The sequence below is a fragment of the Bacillus sp. CGMCC 1.16607 genome, from assembly GCF_042683745.1.
Classification (GTDB): domain Bacteria; phylum Bacillota; class Bacilli; order Bacillales; family Cytobacillaceae; genus Pseudoneobacillus.
The window spans coordinates 134,356-152,695 of sequence record NZ_JBHUJX010000012.1 but is presented as its reverse complement, the minus strand read 5'-3'; the positions used below and the strand labels follow the sequence as shown (position 1 = coordinate 152,695).

General features: G+C 36.7%; 16 protein-coding genes. 1 reads left to right on the top strand and 15 read right to left on the bottom strand.

The features are described 5' to 3' along the window. Positions 1-147: 147 nt before the first annotated feature. The 9 genes from ACFSO7_RS07935 to ACFSO7_RS07895 form a co-directional block, all read right to left on the bottom strand. Positions 148-627, bottom strand: a complete 480-nt coding sequence (locus ACFSO7_RS07935) for a (2Fe-2S)-binding protein (RefSeq protein WP_377876770.1) — start codon at positions 625-627, stop codon at positions 148-150. Beyond that, positions 627-1,460: an FAD binding domain-containing protein gene (locus ACFSO7_RS07930; protein WP_377876769.1), complete on the bottom strand. Its 834-nt coding sequence runs from the start codon at positions 1,458-1,460 to the stop codon at positions 627-629. The genes ACFSO7_RS07935 and ACFSO7_RS07930 overlap by 1 nt, the downstream gene beginning before the upstream one ends. A gap of 1 nt (position 1,461) precedes the next feature. Then, positions 1,462-3,780: a xanthine dehydrogenase family protein molybdopterin-binding subunit gene (locus tag ACFSO7_RS07925; protein WP_377876768.1), complete on the bottom strand. Its 2,319-nt coding sequence runs from the start codon at positions 3,778-3,780 to the stop codon at positions 1,462-1,464. 46 nt (positions 3,781-3,826) lie between these two features. Continuing rightward, the gene (locus tag ACFSO7_RS07920; protein WP_377876767.1) at positions 3,827-4,804 is read right to left on the bottom strand and encodes an XdhC family protein; all 978 of its coding nucleotides are present in this window, start codon (positions 4,802-4,804) and stop codon (positions 3,827-3,829) included. A gap of 80 nt (positions 4,805-4,884) precedes the next feature. Continuing rightward, the gene (locus tag ACFSO7_RS07915) at positions 4,885-5,169 is read right to left on the bottom strand and encodes a hypothetical protein (RefSeq protein WP_377876766.1); all 285 of its coding nucleotides are present in this window, start codon (positions 5,167-5,169) and stop codon (positions 4,885-4,887) included. Between the two features lie 113 nt (positions 5,170-5,282). Further along, positions 5,283-5,789, bottom strand: coding sequence for a hypothetical protein (locus ACFSO7_RS07910; RefSeq protein ID WP_377876765.1), 507 nt, complete (start codon positions 5,787-5,789; stop codon positions 5,283-5,285). Positions 5,790-5,878: 89 nt separating this feature from the next. Continuing rightward, positions 5,879-6,283 carry a hypothetical protein gene (locus ACFSO7_RS07905; RefSeq protein ID WP_377876764.1) on the bottom strand — a complete coding sequence of 135 codons (405 nt, stop codon included), beginning with the start codon at positions 6,281-6,283 and terminating at the stop codon, positions 5,879-5,881. Between the two features lie 95 nt (positions 6,284-6,378). Next, positions 6,379-8,220 (bottom strand): pyruvate kinase, encoded by a 1,842-nt coding sequence (locus tag ACFSO7_RS07900; protein WP_377876763.1) that lies wholly within the window; start codon positions 8,218-8,220, stop codon positions 6,379-6,381. A 173-nt stretch (positions 8,221-8,393) separates the two neighbouring features. Further along, positions 8,394-8,675, bottom strand: coding sequence for a hypothetical protein (locus tag ACFSO7_RS07895; RefSeq protein WP_377876966.1), 282 nt, complete (start codon positions 8,673-8,675; stop codon positions 8,394-8,396). Positions 8,676-8,885: 210 nt separating this feature from the next. Between ACFSO7_RS07895 and ACFSO7_RS07890 the strand changes: the two genes are divergently transcribed. Continuing rightward, complete coding sequence (locus ACFSO7_RS07890; protein ID WP_377876762.1) at positions 8,886-9,188, top strand: hypothetical protein; 303 nt, start codon at positions 8,886-8,888, stop codon at positions 9,186-9,188. Positions 9,189-9,248: 60 nt separating this feature from the next. Here the strand turns inward: ACFSO7_RS07890 and ACFSO7_RS07885 are convergent, their stop codons facing one another. The 6 genes from ACFSO7_RS07885 to ACFSO7_RS07860 are packed head-to-tail and all read right to left on the bottom strand — an operon-like array spanning position 9,249 to position 18,198. After that, positions 9,249-9,647, bottom strand: coding sequence for an NUDIX hydrolase (locus ACFSO7_RS07885; RefSeq protein ID WP_377876761.1), 399 nt, complete (start codon positions 9,645-9,647; stop codon positions 9,249-9,251). Between the two features lie 48 nt (positions 9,648-9,695). Then, positions 9,696-11,513 (bottom strand): 2-aminoethylphosphonate aminotransferase, encoded by a 1,818-nt coding sequence (locus ACFSO7_RS07880; RefSeq protein WP_377876760.1) that lies wholly within the window; start codon positions 11,511-11,513, stop codon positions 9,696-9,698. Next, positions 11,506-12,636: a phosphonopyruvate decarboxylase gene (gene aepY, locus ACFSO7_RS07875; RefSeq protein ID WP_377876759.1), complete on the bottom strand. Its 1,131-nt coding sequence runs from the start codon at positions 12,634-12,636 to the stop codon at positions 11,506-11,508. The genes ACFSO7_RS07880 and aepY overlap by 8 nt, the downstream gene beginning before the upstream one ends. A 6-nt stretch (positions 12,637-12,642) precedes the next feature. Further along, positions 12,643-14,136, bottom strand: coding sequence for a phosphoenolpyruvate mutase (gene aepX / locus ACFSO7_RS07870; protein ID WP_377876757.1), 1,494 nt, complete (start codon positions 14,134-14,136; stop codon positions 12,643-12,645). Positions 14,137-14,156: 20 nt separating this feature from the next. Further along, a complete protein-coding gene (locus ACFSO7_RS07865; protein ID WP_377876755.1) occupies positions 14,157-15,563 on the bottom strand; it encodes a UDP-N-acetylmuramoyl-tripeptide--D-alanyl-D-alanine ligase in 1,407 nt (468 codons plus the stop codon). Between the two features lie 28 nt (positions 15,564-15,591). Further along, complete coding sequence (locus tag ACFSO7_RS07860) at positions 15,592-18,198, bottom strand: putative amidoligase domain-containing protein (protein ID WP_377876754.1); 2,607 nt, start codon at positions 18,196-18,198, stop codon at positions 15,592-15,594. Positions 18,199-18,340 lie beyond the last annotated feature (142 nt).

Sequence of the window (18,340 nt, the reverse complement as noted above, 5' to 3'; positions counted from 1 at the left end):
ACGATTAGACCAACTGACAATCAAATTTTTCTTATAGCTCTATCAATCATTATCTTCATATTCTTCTTTACAGATCACAAGCGTGGCGATGAAGGACAAATTTAAAAAAGAGAAGTTAGGCTAACTCATTTAAGAGTCAGCCTAACTTCAGTTTTTCCCCTGCTCGTCAATGACGGATAATACAGCTTCTTCAATTTCCTGATAACATGTGCATCTACAAATATTCGATGCTAACCATTCTTGAACAACTGCAGGAGAAGGTTCTGGATTTTTCAAAAGCATGGACTGGCAGTTCATAATAAATCCCGGAGTACAATAACCGCACTGAAAAGCAAAATGATCGATGAAAGCCTTTTGTATCGGAGCATTTTTTAATCCTTCGATCGTGGTGATTTTAGCATCAGTGGCTTCTACTGCTAGCATAATACAGGATTTATATACTGTCTCATTCACCATAACAGAACAAGCTCCACAATCACCGTTTAGGCAGCCTGGTTTTGCTCCTGTCAGGGACAATTCTCTTCTAAGTACATCTAAAAGTGTATCTGCTGGTCTTATATCTACCTGGTGTTTTTCTCCATTTATCTCTAGGAAAATATTTATTTTTTTTATCGGTGACTGTGCCACTATTTCCCCTCCATTTCAAAAAAAATATCCGTCAATGTGTTTCTTAACACAAATAGCCGATAGTCTTTTGATCCTTCCAAATCATCTAGGATTGGATGGGGAATATGTTCGATTGCTTTTGTAATTCTTTCTTCAACAGGTACTTCTGTTTTATTAAGTTCAGCCTCCATTTGTGAGGAACGAAACGGAAATGGGCATAAACCGCTGAAGGCAAAGCGCAATTGATTTTCTTTTTTCATTGAAGCTATGGTTAATAAAGGATATCCAGTTTCCCATTGCTGCCTCTTTTTCACACTAATAAAAGGAAGTTGTAAATCAACTTTTTCTGTAAGCACTTGAGTCAAGAACTGTCCTTCTTTTAACTGAAGTGTTTGATTAAACACATCATGGATTGGAACCTGCTGTTCTCCATTTGTGTCGGCAATTTTTACAAAACTATTGGTCAGAAGAAAAGGTAAAACAGCTTCACGATAAAAGATTATGCCGCAAATATTTCCTCCGAGAGTAATTTTATTTCTTGCTGTTCGATCAGCAATACCCATAGATGTTTTTGTAAGGAGAGGAAAGAGATTTTTTTCCTCTATAGAAGTCAAAGGAAGAGCAGAGCCTAAGATTAACAAATTATCCCTTATTTCAAAAGTAGTACATTCCGGTATTCCTTTAATATCTATTAAGGCTCCTGCCTGAATTAAATTTAATCTTTCTAGTGTAAGTATTTCAGTTCCACCTGAATAATAAATAGGGCGTTTATCTTCAGCTTTTAGGGAAAAAAACAATTCTGTTGCCTCTTTAATATTTTGCGGTTTATAATACTCCGTATTTATTGATAACACTCTATTTCCCACCTTCTTTCACTTTCCAAAGTAATTCAGGAATTAGAGGTAATTGATTTATTTCGGATGCTAGTGCTGTGGAAAGACTATTTCCCAATGCTGCAGGCATTCCAAGTAGTCCATGTTCCCCTACCCCTCTCGCTCCAAATGGGGCATCGATTTCAGGTGTCTTAACAAAATCTACTACATAATTCGGATGTTCCCCGTATCGAATAGGTCGATACGTTCTTAATTGTGGATTTAATACTTTTCCTTTCGGATCAAACCAAAATGTTTCACGTCCAGCGAAAGATAAACCCATACTCATTGCACCTTTTACTTGACCAACAGCTGTTTTTTCGTTTAGGACCCTGCCAATATCAATTACAGAAACAGCTCTCATTATTTTGTACCTATACTCCCTTGTATCCAGCTCTATTTCTACCCCATAGGCTGCTACTGTCCATTCGGGTCCAGGTTTTCCCGCTCCTGTTTCCTTATCCAAATAAGTAATACCCCTTAATGTATAATGTCCCCTTCCAATGATTTGACCACCGACAGAGTTACCGTTCGGATACGTATAACCATAAGCAATTTCCTTGATTGCTATATTCGTATAAGGTTCATCCCTCAAAAAAACTTTGCCGTATCCCACATCTAAATCTTCTACTGGGGCTCTCAAAATACAGGAGGCTAAATTTTTCAGCTGCCGAATGATATCATCTGCAGCAGCTAACAAAGCTCTTCCTCCCATAAATGTTCCTCTACTAGCGACCGTTTTCCAATGTTCAGGAGTATTAAGTGTGTCTACATGCATCTGAACATGAATGTCTTTTATATCCATTTTCATTTTTTCTGCAAGCATTTGGGCTAATACCGTTTTTGTTCCTGTGCCAATCTCGACGACACCGGAAATCAAATTGATACTACCATCTTCATTAAATGATAAAATAACTCCAGAGCCTGCATCAGGATCGATTGTCGATGTTTTCCAAGCACAGCTAATTCCTTTTGCTCTTATTTTATGATTGCCTAGATCAATGATTTGCCCTTCCTTCCAATGGATTAAATCTTTTAATCGACGGATGCATTCAGGTAAATTACCAACATTACTAGAATTTAAGAGGACTTGAGTAGGAGTAGTATGACCTGGAAGAATGGCATTCTTTAGACGGAGCTCTATAGGGTCCATGTTTAGTTTTTTGGCAAGGACATCCATTGTTCGATCAAAAACAAAAGCTACTTCGGAATGGCTGAATCCTCTAAATGGAGCAGCATACGGATGATTCGTATACATACATAAAGAGTCACACCAAATATTTTCTATATTGTACGGACCTGTACAATCGACTGCACCTGCTCTACTTAAATCAATCGATTTATCAGAATACGCTCCACCATCCCATAAATAGAGAAGCTCCGCCACTTTTAATTGTCCATCTTTCGTTGCTCCAAGCTTTACCTTTGCCTCAAGACCGATGTGTCCAGGTGAGGTCAGCATATCTTCTTCACGTCTATTCCTTATTTTTACCAATCTACCATTTACAGCTTTAGAAGCAAGATAGGCTAAAATTTCTATTTGAATCGAAGCTTTCCCCCCATAAGCACCACCAACTAATGGAGTAATGACTTTAATAGTCCCAGGCTCAATGTCGAAATACTCTCCGATCATTTTCTTAATCATAAATGGCGCCTGAGACGAGGATGTGATCTCAATCATTCCATCAGGATGGATTTGTGCAAATGAACATCTTGTTTCCATAGCTGAATGATCAGACGGCCGAAAAGCAAACGTTTCTTCGACGCTCACCTCACTTTCTTGCCAGCCCTTCTTAGCATCTCCTTTTCGAATTTTTGTTCGAGTGGCAATATTCGTTCCAGGTTCAGGGTACACTCCTTGAATTTTTTTGTAGTCTCCAAGATGTTCATGTAAAATTGGAGCGTTTTTTTCTAGTGATTGAGAAGGAGAATTGACTACTGGAAGTAATTCATAATCTACATTTATCAAGTCCACCCCTAGCTGAGCGATGTCAGCTGTGTCAGCTACGACAATAGCTACCACTTCACCGTGGAATCTGACTCGATCAAACGCTATTGGGGGTCGATCCCGAAGCTCTTCGCCAGTAAGCGGAAGCTTTTCTCCTGTCACGATTGCCCTAATACCAAAGATATTCCGGGCTTCACTTAGGTCGATTTTTTTAATCAATGCGTGTGCATAAGGGCTAACGACTAGTCTAGCATGTAACATTTCCTTCGTTTCAAAATCATCTACATATTTGGCGTGACCAGTAACTTTATCTAGCGATTCTTTCCGGGATACCCCCTTCCCGATAATGTGCATGCTTTTTCCCCCTCTATTAAAAAATCTACGAAACTATCAAACCTCATCATGATTCTCTAAATTTCTGAACAATTTCCGCCATTATACTAACCGCAATTTCATTAGGTCCCTGTGCTCCAATAGAAAGCCCAATTGGTGAAAATAAATTTGACGGAAATTTTACCTCGCCTAATAATTGCTGAGTTCTTTTTTTTGAACCCATCACACCAACATAATGTACATCTTTTTTTAAAATCGATGTAAGAAACTCCTGATCCTTTATAAAACTATGACTCATAATTACTACATAATGCTGATTTGAAAAATCGATGGAATCTAAAATAACCTTTGGGGAACCAATAATGTATTGATTAGCGGAAGGTATATGTTGCTCATTGCAATATCCGGGTCTCCAATCACAAAGTAATACCTTAAAGCCAATGTTGAGGGCAATTGAAACCAATGGCTTTGCGTCTTCGCCTGCACCAAAAACCACTAATACGGGGGATGGTTTGTAGATATGAATTGATTTATAGACATTATCTAGGAGTATCAGTCGGCTTGTTTCTGGAAAAATATTTTCCATCATTTCTTTATACTCAAGTTGGTGAGGAAAATAAAATGTAGAGTTTTTTAAGATAAAGTCGTCTGAAAATTCTTTCACACGAATAACAGAATGGCCATTTTCTAATGAAACTAATAATGAATGGAGGTCATGTTTATAATTTTCCGTGATCGGTTCTAAGAGAATCCGCATGATGCCATTACAGCCGATACCTTGTCCCCAGCCTAAATCATCCGTACTTCTCAAATCGTAAGAAATCGTTTGCGGAGTTTGAGACAAAAGGACTTCCTTTGATCTCAAAACAAGATCTTCTTCTAAACAACCTGGCGATAATATCCCGATACATTCACCATTTTCCATAATTAACATCGAATTTCCTTCGCGTAAGTAAGCGGACCCATCGATATGGATGATGGTTGCAAGGACACATTTTTGATATGACTGTTGAACGGAATGCAATAAATGAATGAAGTTCTCCATATCTCCCCCTCCCTTCACCATTAGAATTTATGAATCTATTTTCGAAAAAATGCTCTGATTGAAAAGGTATTTTGGAAGACTTATTTCATCCCTTTGTTTCTATAGGCAAGGATGGAAGTTTTCAAAGAAGAATATACTCCAACTGCGGCGTTTCCGTAAAAGAACCCCATAAAGATACCTGCCCATAAATTATGTGGATGAGCAAAGATAATCGATATGATTAACCCGATTAAGTTGGCTATCGTCGGTATAAAACTTCTAGAAATAGGAAGAAACAGTTTAATTAATTGAGTTATAATGATGACAATTGGAACCGCAATTATTGCATCCCAAAAATTTGTATGAATGATCGGGAACTGCTCCATTAAATTCACCTCGGCAAATGATAGTAATCATCGAGTAATTAGATGATCTTTCTTATGTATTCCCATAAAACAGATGAAAAAAACTCCTCCGAAATAGTTTATTCGGGGGAGTTTCACTTTAAGCTCGGAATGATGGACGATGAGTCACCTGGAAGTAATAATTGCGGTATTTGATTTAATCGATGGTTATACATATCTATATCCCAAATCAAATCATAACGATTTGTTGGCCACTTTGAAGGTACATTTTTAGCACCGAAGGCTTCTGCAAGCATGGGAATATGAGAGTGGCTCCAGCAAATTAAAATGGTGTGACTTTGAAAAGCAGGATTATTCATAATCTCTTTCACTACTTCTTTTACTTCATATTTCATGTAAACCGTGTTAAGAGCAATTCCTTGATTCACATATAAAAGTACCTTTATGATTAGTGGGATAACTGTCTGAATTTTTCTCTCACTTAAATCGCCTGGTCCTGAACCAGCAGCATAAATGGCTTGCATTGACGGATAATTATTAATTAATAAATTTGCAAGTAATTCTGCCCGTTCTTTTCCCCTTTCGGTTAAACCATCTTCATGAACATATGCTGGTTTTTCAGCATGACGGAAGATCACCACTCGGGAAGGTCCCCTCATCTTCATTCACTTCCTTTACTTGCGCATTACTTCAATTTACTTGCTCATCACCCAAACTTACCTGCACTCAATCACGGTATTAATTCATTTGCCGCATTATTTAATTCTTCACGGAATATTTTTTCACCGGTTAATGCTTCAAAACCGGCACCCATTGATTGCATCCAGTCACCATTTATCGAAATACGTTGTGCAAATAGTGCTTCCTGATCATCTGCGTATAGTTGGTTTGTTACGCCAATTGCTTCAAATAATTGTCCAAATGCTTGAAACCATACTGCAGTAACTAAGTTTTGTTGGTCGATATTACCATCCTCTAAGAAAAATAGTTTGGACAATGCGATTGCTTCAGCAAATTGGGCAATACTTTGGAACCATAGGTTTATAGCGATTTGTTTTTTTAATCGGAATATCTCTAATTCCTTTTCGTCTAGAGTGTCTCGAGACTTTGATTCCAATGTTTGTTCTTTTTCCATTTCTCTCTTCACTCCAACCCCATAATCATTATGTTTATACTTATGCAATGGAGCGCGGTTTTGTTTATTGAATGTCAATTATTAGCCTAACTACATTATTGTGAGAAAATTCTATACTGTTCCACATATGTTTGTGGAGGTAGATGTTTGATATCAGAATGATTTTCTTCCTTTTTTAGCAGAATCGATAACATTTTTAGAGAATCGTTTATAAACTTTCCTTTATTTAACATGACACAGTCAGCTATTTTTCCATATGCTGCGTCTGTAAGCTCTGATCTTGTTGGGACCCCTTTTTTGGTTAGTCTTTCTAACACCCCTGTCGCCAAAATAACAGGTACATGGGCAGCAGAACAAATTGCAAGGATTTCATTTTGAACAAAGGCTAAGTTTTCAGGACCAACCTCAACTGTTAAATCTCCTCGAGCAATCATGATTCCAAATGCTTTGAATTTTAGCCCTTCAAGGATAATTCTAGCCAAATGGTGGATGGAATCCTTTGTTTCGATTTTTGCAATTACAGCAATATTATGGGAAGAATATCTTCCTAACTCATATCTCAATTTCACGAGGTCTAGTGGTGAATGAACAAATGATAAACCTAAAATATCAGCGTTATTCAATATAAAAGGTAAATCTAATAGGTCCTGATTCGTTATGGCAGGTAGATTTAAGCTTAATAGCGAATCAGGCAAATTCAACCCTTTGTCTTCTCTTACTTTTGCCTTCTCTACTATGGGAGACAATATTTCTATGTCAATAAATTCCTTATTCACTTCTTTTACTCTTCCTGCGATTTTACCATCGTCTATGAATATCCGATCCGATATTCGCACATTTTTGAATGCTTTGGCAATAGAAACGGGAACACCTGCTGGCTCATTTAGTGATGCGGGGTGACCTAGTTTTTCTGGATCAAGATATAAACGCAGTATATCCCCTTTTATCACGAAAATTTCTACTGGTTCGGGAATAAACGAGTGAACTTCTATTTTTAAATTTCCATATAATAAAATCGTACCCTCATCAACATAAGCTGTTTTATTTAGTTCCACTTTTACACATGTGGGACTGATTACTTCAACAACCTTCATTTTTCTCTCTCGTTTTTTTGAATCTGTAAAAATTAATTCATCCGCAACCCTTAACTGTTCTAAAATGGATTGATCTTTCACGGCCAAAACATACGATTGTTCAAGCTTATTTTTATATTTTATCGTCTGCTCTGCTTGAGAATCTAGATATATATTAGTCTTATGAACAGTTTTTCTATACGAATCAACAAATATTTTAAGTGGTTGATATTCATGAAGAAGCTTACCAACTCGTATTTTAGGTCCCGCCATGTCCATAAAAACTTTGCAGCGCTGATTGGAATAGTTTCCTTGTTCTTGTAAACTTTTTTCTGCTTGACGTAATGTAATGATCATTTTTTTCCATATTTCTTTATGATCATGCGCACAATTAATACGGGCGATATTCATGCCGTTTATCAAAAGATCTTTTACTGCCTCTTCTTGTGTTGCGTTTTCTGAATCTAATGTAACCATAATAGTTGATTGAAGCTGCTCATTTTTTTTGCCAAATAAATTTTCTGAACGTTTATTTATAAGGCTTCTTGATTCTTGAGGTGTGATTGCAGTCAAAGGTGTTGGTTTTAATTTCTTAACTCCTAAATGTGTAAGAATTTTTTTCATACTGTATAAAATATGTGACTTAGAATGTTCAAGTGAGGAAAAGCCACTATCCAATAAATCTTGTCTAAATCCCTGTGTATTTTTTTTCTTTATTGATAAGTAGGCAATTAAATTATCCCGACTTTGTATATTTACTTCTAATGGGAAAGTATCAATTGTCGATTCCCCTTCATGAATTAACTGATTATATCGATCTATTAATTGTGATCTTACACGATGTTCCAAAGTTTCGTTTATCATGATGGATTTCACACCCTTTTATCTGGTAAGATTATTAAAAAGCCGTTAATATAGTGTATGGTTCTTCAATAAAAAAAATGGTAATAGATGTACGTTACAGTATTTGAAATATAAGCATCATGATAAATCGGTCACCCAAAAATTTGGCGACCGATTAAATACTCTGTTTCATATTAATAAAAAGGATATCCGTACATATATGGATAACCGTAACCATAAAAAGGATATCCATATCCGTAACCATATCCCCACGGTCCTATTAAAGCGCTACCAAGTAACCCACCTAATACTCCTCCGAAAAAAGGTCCACCGAAGAATGGTCTTCCAAAGCCAAATCTACCAAACCCAAATGGTCTTCCGAAACCAAAGCCTCCAAAATGGCCAAATGGTCTTCCAAAGCCAAAATGCCCACCAAAAATTCTTCTTTCATCATTTTCTAATATCGGAATCTGCATATCTGTATGCATGTAATCCCTCCTCATTATTTTTCAGTGTATTATATACATTAGCGGATATAATGCTTGGGCAAATGGCTTGTAAAATAATTGAATTTGAAAATTCGATTATTTTAATAAACTTTTACTTTATGTAGGTAAACGTCTACTCGAAAAGAATTAGGGACACATACACTATGTTGTAGTTTAAAATGAAGAGGAGAGATATATATGGAAAAAGTGCCCTATGTAAGTCCACATGTAATGCCCACTTATCCAGCTGTCACATCGCCAGTCGTAGCAACTCAGCCGATTGTTCCATCCCCTGTAATGACACAACCGATTGTTAATCCACAGATGTTTGGGGGATGTCCAACTTTTCCTAGCTTTGGTTTCCATCAAAACTGTTGCTTTCCAATGATGAATCCTTGTCATGTCCCATTTATTAACCCTTGCTGCATGCCTATGTTTGATCCATGTTGCCATCCTATTTCTGGTCTTGGTCCTGGCCCTGGATTTCTCCCTTATTATTAACTTGATATATTTATAAAAAAGGGGAAAAGAACGCATCTTTTCCCCTTTAACCCATTTGAATCAGTGATCAATATAATATGGAATTTCTTTATCATCCATACAACGTATAAGTCTTTGTCTAAACCACTCGTGGGTCATAATTTTATTTGCTTCATCAAATGTGAAATAACCAACTTCTTGACTTTCATTAGAAGTGGTTAATTTTCCACTAATAGATTTTCCCTTTAAAATGATGACACATGTAGAGTTGGCAACGATTTGTTCTAATCCTAATAGCTTTAACACTTCGATATGGATACCTGATTCTTCAAATACTTCTCTTTTCGCCGCCGAGTTTATCGATTCTCCGAAATTTACAAACCCTCCTGGAAATTCCCAGCCTCTTACAAAATTCTTTATAAGAAGGATTTTATTTTCCTGATTGACTACCAATACCGCTACAGCTAATTTATGTCTCATCTTATCGTCCACCTCACGCTCCATCTATAAGCAATCTCCTATCAAAGATTACAAGCTATCAAGGTATTGTTCGAGAAGCGATATGAATCTTTCCATATCCAAATGAGTTAAATCTCCAATATTTGCTACTCTAAACGTGTTTTTCTTTTCCAACTTCCCAGGATAAATGGTAAAACCATTCTTATAGAAAAAATCATGCATTTTATTAAATTGGTAGTTTGGATGGCTGGGTTCAATGATCGTTGTGATGATTTTAGAATGATCCTTTGGATGAATGAGATGTGCCAAACCAAGACGATTGATTCCGTGAATTAAAGTTTCCCATGATTGAGAATATCTTACGTAGCGATTCTGTATCCCTTCCCACTTCGTTTCAAGAATCGCTTGTTTAAGAGCATATAAAGTTTGAACAGGTGGAGTAAATCTCATTTGATTAGTTTCTATGAAGTAACGGTATTGCTCAAATAAATGAAGATATAAATTACGTGGTTTGATCGTTTTTGTTTTTTCTATTTCGGTCTTATCAGCAATGACAAATGATACACCAGCCATTCCTTGTAAATTTTTGTTCGAACTTGCCACGAGGTAGGAGATATTCATGCTATTCATATCAATTGGGATCGCAGCATAGGAGCTCATCGCATCAACAATCATCGCAAGGTTGTTGTTCTTACATAGCTCGCCAATAGCAGAAATATCATTAAGTAAACCAGATGTCGTCTCACAATGAACGACAGCCAGGTGTGAAATGGGTTGATGGGCTTTTTGAATAAAGGTTTCTAGATTTTGTAAATTAATGGCTTCATCATGTGGACTTTCGTATCTTAAATAATTTATTCCGTAAATTTCAGCTATTTGGCACATCCGTTCTCCGTATGCACCATTATTAATGATAATGATCGCGCCATGAGCGACAACCGAACTTAAAATTGATTCGACTGCCGCAGTTCCTGATCCACCAAATAAGACGCTCACATATTCATCATTATTTGCAACAAATTCGGTTAATTCAGCTGAAATAGATTTCATCAATTGACCAAACTCTTTTTCTCGTGGACAAATATCCGGGACTACTTGAGCATATTTTACGGTATCGGTCGTCGTTGCTGGTCCCGGATTTAAAAGGATATTACGCTTTACAGGAAGTGGTATTACTTCTCTGGCCTTAATAATGGGATAAACAAATTGAACCGCTCGCTTCCAATGGGATTCATCATCCACTTCACACCAAACGAGGTCATTGACTTTATGAACATATAAGTTTATTTCACTAGAAATCTGCACTAAACCGGTCTCATAATCCCAGTTTTGATCTTCTATACAACTACATAATTTTTGATAGCTAGATAGGGATAGTTTTGTTATTCCAACAAGCTCAGCATAGATATCCTGTAATTTTTCACGTTTTTTTGACATTTGAACAAGATAGTTTTGATTGTCCACCTCGATGTACACTTCATCTCCACTATTTGTTAGCTTGCTAGCTAGAATCACATTTGGACAATTATGTTCTACAACCACTTTTAAAGCCTTTTTTTCATAAATAAGATCGGACTCCAACAGTAAAAAGTCACTTGTAATAATGTCCTTTAACGTATAAAGCGTGTACAAGCTGCCCGTTGTTGCGTAGTTGGAGTTGTATATACAATGTATTTGTGGATAGTGCATGGCTAGATTTTCATAATCCTCTTTTGCATAACCAGTTCCTATTACTATTCTTGTAATCCCGATTTCTATTAACTTTTTGATAGACATTTCAATGATGGAAACCTCGTCTAATTTTAAAAAACCTTTTGGCCTCTCTCCTACCCGACTTCGAATTCTACTCCCAAGCCCAGCGGCTAAAATGACTGCTGTGTTAATCATTGATAAACACCTGCAATCTATCTTTGACTTCAAAAGGTTTCATTTTAGGCCGTCCAAGTTCTTTTTTAGAGCCCTTTGCAACTTTTATATATATGAAGGTTAAAGCTGGAGATTGGTGCCATTGGCAAATGAATTGTTCCAATTCTTCAAGATTATGGGCATAAAGTGAATGTTTGTAACCGCAAGCAGCGGCTGCATCAACGAATTGAACATTTTGGGAAACAGTATTTTGTCCTCCAGTGGAATCATGGGTGTGATTATCAAGGAGAATATGAAGTAAATTAGGAGGAGAATAGTATCCGTTTGTAGCCAGACTTCCTAATCGCATTAACAGGGCTCCATCACCGTCGATCGCAACAATTAATTTGTTTGATTTAGTTAAAGCCAACCCTAATCCGAGAGAGCTTACACACCCCATCGACCCGACCATATATAAGTTATGAGGTGCATCTTCTAATTCATACAGTTCACGGCCAGTTTTTCCTGTTGTTGCCAATTGAATAGTATGTTGATTTTTACATGAATTAATGATTCGAAGCGTATCCATTCTAGAAGGGAATTGATCTTCTTTTATTTTCATTTGAATGTGCTTATTGTCGGAAGTTTTCTTTATTTGTTCTATTAAATCTACTGGACTAAGAGTCTCTTTTTTTACAATAAAAAAGAAAGTTTCATTGTTTTCAATTGCCCTATTTGCTCGAACCAATTGATCTTTTACGATTTTGAAATCAGTAGAAAGATATTCCCATCTAATTCTCATAAGACTAAGCAATTCTGAAGTGACTTGCCCCATTAACTCATGCTGAGGCTCATCAGGTATGCCAGGTTCCCCACGATGGCTAACAAAACCAAGAATAGGTATTTGAAAAGTATGAATAAGGGAAGATAATGGGGATGTGGCATTGGTCAATCCAGAATTCTGCATGAGAACAACCGCCTTTTTTCCACCAAGTACAGCTCCGGCTGATATTGCGACCGCTTCACCCTCATTTGCTGCCATGACGTATTCGCATTCATTGATTGCATAGTTAATTAAATCCTTTAAATACGAACATGGGACTCCGCTATAAAATTCAAATCCTAAACTTTTTAGTTCAGCACCAAAAAGGGATGTGTCGATCATGAACCATCACCCACTTTCCTGAATTTTCTTATACGTATCCATATCAAGCCATGAATCCCTTATATATTTCACTGCAATTTTATGGGTAATTAAGATTTGGTTAAATAGATCAACCAAAGTAAGCTTCCCAAAATCTTTTCTCATAGCCAATTGATTTAATACATCGCTAATTAAATTAACCCCTTTTCCGGAAATTTTCCAAAGACCTATAAATTCTCCGTTCAAGCCCAGTTCATTCGGATCGTTTGTTAATCTCACCAAGTCTACATTTTTGGAATATAGCATTTTAGAATACGACCTGTTAGCTATAACATAATGTTTCTCCTCACTTTGTCTTTCCATATCTGGATCAACGACAATCGTAATCTCGTTTGTCTCAGCGGCTAACTCTTGAAGGAGATGTGGCTTATACATGATATCGCTATAGCTAATAAGGGTGTTTTCACCAATTTTGTTTATTATATTTCTAAAATAGGCTAGCTCACCTTCTATTGACGAACTTGAATTTCCTAATTCAACATGATCAATTTCTTTGATTCCAAATGCTTTCAGTTGGTTCATTTGTTCAAAAAATAATGAAGTCTTTCCACTTTGTTTAATTAGAATAATAGAATTCATCGTTGGTTTAGAGGTACCCAAATAAATTTCTTCCGCTGCCGCTAGTTCCTGGGCAGCCTGCAAACGAAACACTTCTTCTAATGGAACTACTGTTTTTTCGACATGCAACAAACTTTCATCTTTGTGAATTTGTCTTGAAGTAAATTGCATTGCCTTAATGGAAGCACGTAAATTGTGATTAGCCCAGATTGACAAACTAATCCCTAAATCTCTGAGATGGTTCGTTGGAACGGAATAGTATTTAGTAGGCACGATGACAACTGGAAGTCTGTTGCCCCATTCTTTCATGAATGCTTCGATTTCTTTTACGTCTGATCGTTTACTGTGAATGAGAATGGCATCCGTTCCTGCAATTCGATAAGCTTCTGCTCGTTTCAGTGCCTCTTCCAGTCCCCAACCTGCAATAAATGCTTCTACTCGTGAAACCAAAACAAAATCATCATCCGTTTGACTGTCTTTCATCGCTTTAATTTTTCCGCAAAATTCATCGATGTCAGCTAATGGCTGGGCTTCACCATTGATAAATGAATTGGTTTTCGGGAACACTTTATCTTCAATACAAACACCAGCAATTTGACGTTGTTCCAGCTTCTTTACTAGTCTTCTAGCATTATTAAAATTCCCATAACCCGTATCACCGTCAAGAAGAATAGGTATGAAGGTGGCATCACTCATAAACTCTAACACTTCTAAAATTTGTGTCCAAGAAGCTTCATTATTGTCACGGACACCCAATGCAGCTGAAATCGATAAACCGCTTGCCCATATCCCCTTAAACCCAGCTTCTTCAACGATTTTAGCTGATAAAGCATGATGGGCTTCCATAATGAATTCCAATTGATTACTATAGATGATGTTTCTTAGTTGTGTCGTTTTCTTCATGCTAATTCTCCTCGTTATGACTAAACATCCTCAGGAATTAATTTTCTTTTCAGCTCCTGAAAGCTTGGTCTTTTCATCACTCGGTGGGTGACTTTTAGAAAAATCAATGAATCTTCATTGAGGTGAGGCTGCAATATATCAAATACTTCATCACCCGTTTCACAAAAATGAACCTTGTTTGCGTTCATTCCTAACCTTAAAGCAGCAATTCCAATTTCTTTCGCCTTTTCACCAACGATTATTAATAAATCTATCTTTGTTTCGAATGCTTTTTTTCCCATCTCTGCATATTGCTCTTCTGCATATGGCCCTTCACCTAGCTGGGGCATATATCCTAAAAGAGCAATCGATTTCTTCCCTCTTGAAACATCCTTAAGCACTTGAAGACCTGTTGCCATGGAAAGCGGTGAAGAGTTCCATGAATCGTCAATAACTGTACATCCGTTGGTACCGTCTTTCATTTCTAAATGTTCCTTCACCTGTTCAAATGTTGCTAATCGTTTGATGGCAGTTTGAATATCAATGCCTACAAGGGTTACCGCTGCAATTGCAGCAAGAGCATTGTAAATATTGTGTTCCCCATAGCCAGGTATAAAAGCTTCATAGTCTTTTTCACCATAAATTAAGGTGAATGTCATTCCATCTTTTGCATATTGAATATTTTTAGCACGGAATTGAGCAGTCTTATTTTTGCCAAAATATATGATGTTCTGATAAGGACTAGGATCAATGATTTTTCTAATATTTTCATCGTCAGCGTTTAAAATCAAATTCCCATTTACAGGATCCATTCCTTCGACAATCTCACCTTTTGCTTTCATATAAACCTCTGGTGTTTCACAATCAGCCAAATGATGTACACCAATATTTAATAGAATCCGAATTTGTGGCTGAAAACATCTGCATGCGATTCGTAAATATCCTGGATAGGCAACAGGCATTTCAAAAACAGCCACTTCTGTTTTTTCGTCGATTCCTGTTAAATAACGTAAATTGACAGACATTGAATTCATGCTCATCCATGTAGCCTTCACTTTAAAATCTTCATTTAAAATTTGCCGAATCATTTCTTTCGTTGTTGTTTTCCCACAAGTCCCCGAAACACCAATAACGGGAATTGAAAAAAGACTTCGATAGTATTCGATAAATTTCCAATAAGCTTTTTCTAATTCCGTTGTTTGAATGAGAATGATATTCTTCCCTAGATCTGTACATAGGTTTGGTTGATCGGTAACGATGACAATGGAATGATTTTCTTTCCAGTGCTTCCCCCTAATCCGTTCGCCGTCCATATGAAAGACTAATGTGTGGTCCTCGATTTCTTTTTTTGAGTAATCGAGGACATGTTTGATGGTTGGATTACCTGAACCGTGGTGAAAATCGCCACCAATCTGAGTGATTATCTCGTTTAACATTAAGTTTTTCATTTGAAATCACCTCCTACAAAAGCACATTTTAATTTTCTTCACTTTCATAACCGATTAGAGATGCAGCGTAATTTAACAAACGTACTCCGGCTGTATTTCGTAATTGATATGCTCTAATTTGTGAAAACAAATTATCTGGCTTGGAATTAATTTCAAGAAGTTTTACGGAATTATATTGGTCAATACACACATCCACCGCTATTTCACCAAATGGCCCAACCTCTTTTTCTACTGTTGAAACAATATTTCTAGAAATTTTGGCAATTTGATTTAAAATGAGTCGCTTTTCTGAGGGATCCTGGTACAAGTAATTCAACACTTTACTTAAACGCAAATTACTTTCTGTTTCTTCTGTTAGTACATCCTCATTGGTTAGCCGTGCGACCATTCCCGTACGTAACCATTTTTGCTGACCATTTTTTTGCATATAGACACGGATTTCTAAATTCTTATTCTTGAACTTCTTTCTTCTAATTCCTTCTTGGACGAGATATGGGGTATTTTTGATGAGCGAAGATACGAAATGAAATAACTGATCTATCTCGTTCATTTGCTGAATTAGTTTATCTTTCATCAAAAAGATCCCTGTTGGACGTCTTATCACCCGAATAACCCCCTTGCTTAAGGCTCCTCCGAGTGGTTTCAAGTATACTTCCCCATATTGATCTAACAATTCTGTCATATCAGATGGTTGCTTTAAAAGTCTTGATTCAGGAAGAAATTCTTCGTTTTCACGTTCAAGGAGAATGTGTGATTCCCATTTATCCCCTGTTAATTGGAATAATCTTGTCGGATTGACAAATGGAATTTTATAAACAGTTTCAAGCTTAAATCGAGCGTCATCTAAATCATTTTTCTTAATATCATTAATAAAAGCTCGATCATAAATGACAGCTGGAAAAGGAAACATACCCTCCCCTTTTATTGTCACTCCTTTAATAAGCTGTTGCTCCCAATCGATATCTTTCGGTTCAAATACATACACAAGCATTTGCTTCACATCTGCAAGACGCGATAGATGCTGAAAATAAGTTGTTTGTCGATCAAATGGTCGTTTAGCAAGAATGCCAATAATCGGACCTAATGAAAGATGGCCATTCATAAATATTAATTTCGGATTCCAATTATGTGGGAGAGAAAGTTTGTCTCGAAGTGATTGTGAAAGCTGTACAGTATTCGGGTTTCGAAAGGTAAATGGATAAGCTTGGATCGTTGCTTGAGAATAACGATTGCCCGCACGAATAAGCGTCTTTTGACCTTCTTTTAATTGAAATTTTAGTCTTATCTTTTTCGGTATTTGAATGGTGAAACCTCGATCAAATTTTTGTTTTGTAATGTTCTTTTCCCAATTATATCGAATATCGATATTTTCTTGGATGGGTTCACCCTTCTCGATGACCTCAAATAGATCATCCAATTCATTTTTATTTCGTGTATAGCTAGATGTTTTGATAAGTCTTGCTTTAATCTCAGGCCATATTTGTTTTAGGACAATTTGATTCCCTTGATAATAGGCTTTCTGTATAAGAGGATGAAAGAGAAAATCACATTCTAATTCATGATGATGAGCAACTACGAGCTCTGCAAGACATAGGACGGACAAGGTTATTTTCGGTTCAATGATCCAAGAGCTTAAAGATAAATACTCAAATCCATATGATTTAATACGATAACGGCCAATTCCACCATGCTTTGTTTTTCTTCGTCTTTTTGCAGTCCTTGAATCCTCAATCATAGCTACAGGTAAGGCTAAATATTGATCAATTGCCTGTAATACTGATAATGAAAGTGGAACACCAAAATGAATATGTCCACCACATTGGTATCCTGAAAAAGGCATACTTCCAGCTCTAAATTCAACATTTTTATAAGGAACCATGTGAGCTGCATCGGTTAATAACTTATTTATATTATGAAAAAGCTCTTGTGGTGACTCCCCTTGCTCAGGTCTGATTTCCGCTAATGCATATTCACCACTATCCTGTTCAATTTGTCTTTCGTCGCAGCCAATCGATCCTTCAACAGGAAAGAAAGTGGAGGCTGGCAACAATTCATTATCGCAGCATAACATAAATTCAATATCAGCACCGATTGTGAATGGGAGTTTTACTGGATTTATTTTTTCTAAATACAATGTGTCGGTAGGATTAATATCGATGATCAAAATCAAATCGTTTGGTAATAGTCCGATTTTCACAACTCCTGAATGAAGCCCTGTTACATAAAGGGATCGAACAGCTGTATTTAACCAATCTTCTTGCAAGTGGGTACTGTCTATTTCTTGCCAACTCCAGCCGAAAATTGGCGTTCGAATAGGTACTTCATTAAATATGACCTGCTCACTCACAGCCATTTTGACATTTTTCACGGAAAGTTCTTGTATTTCTAAATAATATTCACTCTCGAAGACATGGAGCTTTGTATAGAAATCGGATCCTTCATCCATAGCCTGCTCTTTTGTTTGTATGATGACAATGTCCTTTCCTTGATGATGGCCAAATTTTCTGCCAATAATCGGATAATTGGAGTTGTTGGGGTCAACCAGTTCAACTGATGGAACATTATTCAGATGAAGGGTTTGTAAGAGCTGCTCCTTATCTGATATCATACAGAATCGCTTTCCCATCAATTCCATATGTAAAAACCTCCAATGTAATTAAATATCATTCCCATACATATTTGTGTGAAAAAGCCGGTATCTTTATTAATATATTACGCAAAGCCCAATTAGTTTCTTTTCTTATTCGATAAAGGTTATATATTTTTTTAAGCCAAGC

Excerpts from the sequence above, each read along its gene's own strand:
- ACFSO7_RS07885 (WP_377876761.1), bottom strand. The coding sequence starts at position 9,647 with ATGAGACATAAATTAGCTGTAGCGGTATTGGTAGTCAATCAGGAAAAT.
- ACFSO7_RS07860 (WP_377876754.1), bottom strand. The coding sequence starts at position 18,198 with ATGGAATTGATGGGAAAGCGATTCTGTATGATATCAGATAAGGAGCAG.
- ACFSO7_RS07915 (WP_377876766.1), bottom strand. The coding sequence starts at position 5,169 with ATGGAGCAGTTCCCGATCATTCATACAAATTTTTGGGATGCAATAATT.
- ACFSO7_RS07920 (WP_377876767.1), bottom strand. The coding sequence starts at position 4,804 with ATGGAGAACTTCATTCATTTATTGCATTCCGTTCAACAGTCATATCAA.
- ACFSO7_RS07890 (WP_377876762.1), top strand. The coding sequence starts at position 8,886 with ATGGAAAAAGTGCCCTATGTAAGTCCACATGTAATGCCCACTTATCCA.
- ACFSO7_RS07895 (WP_377876966.1), bottom strand. The coding sequence starts at position 8,675 with ATGCAGATTCCGATATTAGAAAATGATGAAAGAAGAATTTTTGGTGGG.
- aepX (WP_377876757.1), bottom strand. The coding sequence starts at position 14,136 with ATGAAGAAAACGACACAACTAAGAAACATCATCTATAGTAATCAATTG.
- ACFSO7_RS07900 (WP_377876763.1), bottom strand. The coding sequence starts at position 8,220 with ATGATAAACGAAACTTTGGAACATCGTGTAAGATCACAATTAATAGAT.
- ACFSO7_RS07925 (WP_377876768.1), bottom strand. The coding sequence starts at position 3,780 with ATGCACATTATCGGGAAGGGGGTATCCCGGAAAGAATCGCTAGATAAA.
- ACFSO7_RS07905 (WP_377876764.1), bottom strand. The coding sequence starts at position 6,283 with ATGGAAAAAGAACAAACATTGGAATCAAAGTCTCGAGACACTCTAGAC.
- ACFSO7_RS07880 (WP_377876760.1), bottom strand. The coding sequence starts at position 11,513 with ATGATTAACACAGCAGTCATTTTAGCCGCTGGGCTTGGGAGTAGAATT.
- ACFSO7_RS07865 (WP_377876755.1), bottom strand. The coding sequence starts at position 15,563 with ATGAAAAACTTAATGTTAAACGAGATAATCACTCAGATTGGTGGCGAT.
- aepY (WP_377876759.1), bottom strand. The coding sequence starts at position 12,636 with ATGATCGACACATCCCTTTTTGGTGCTGAACTAAAAAGTTTAGGATTT.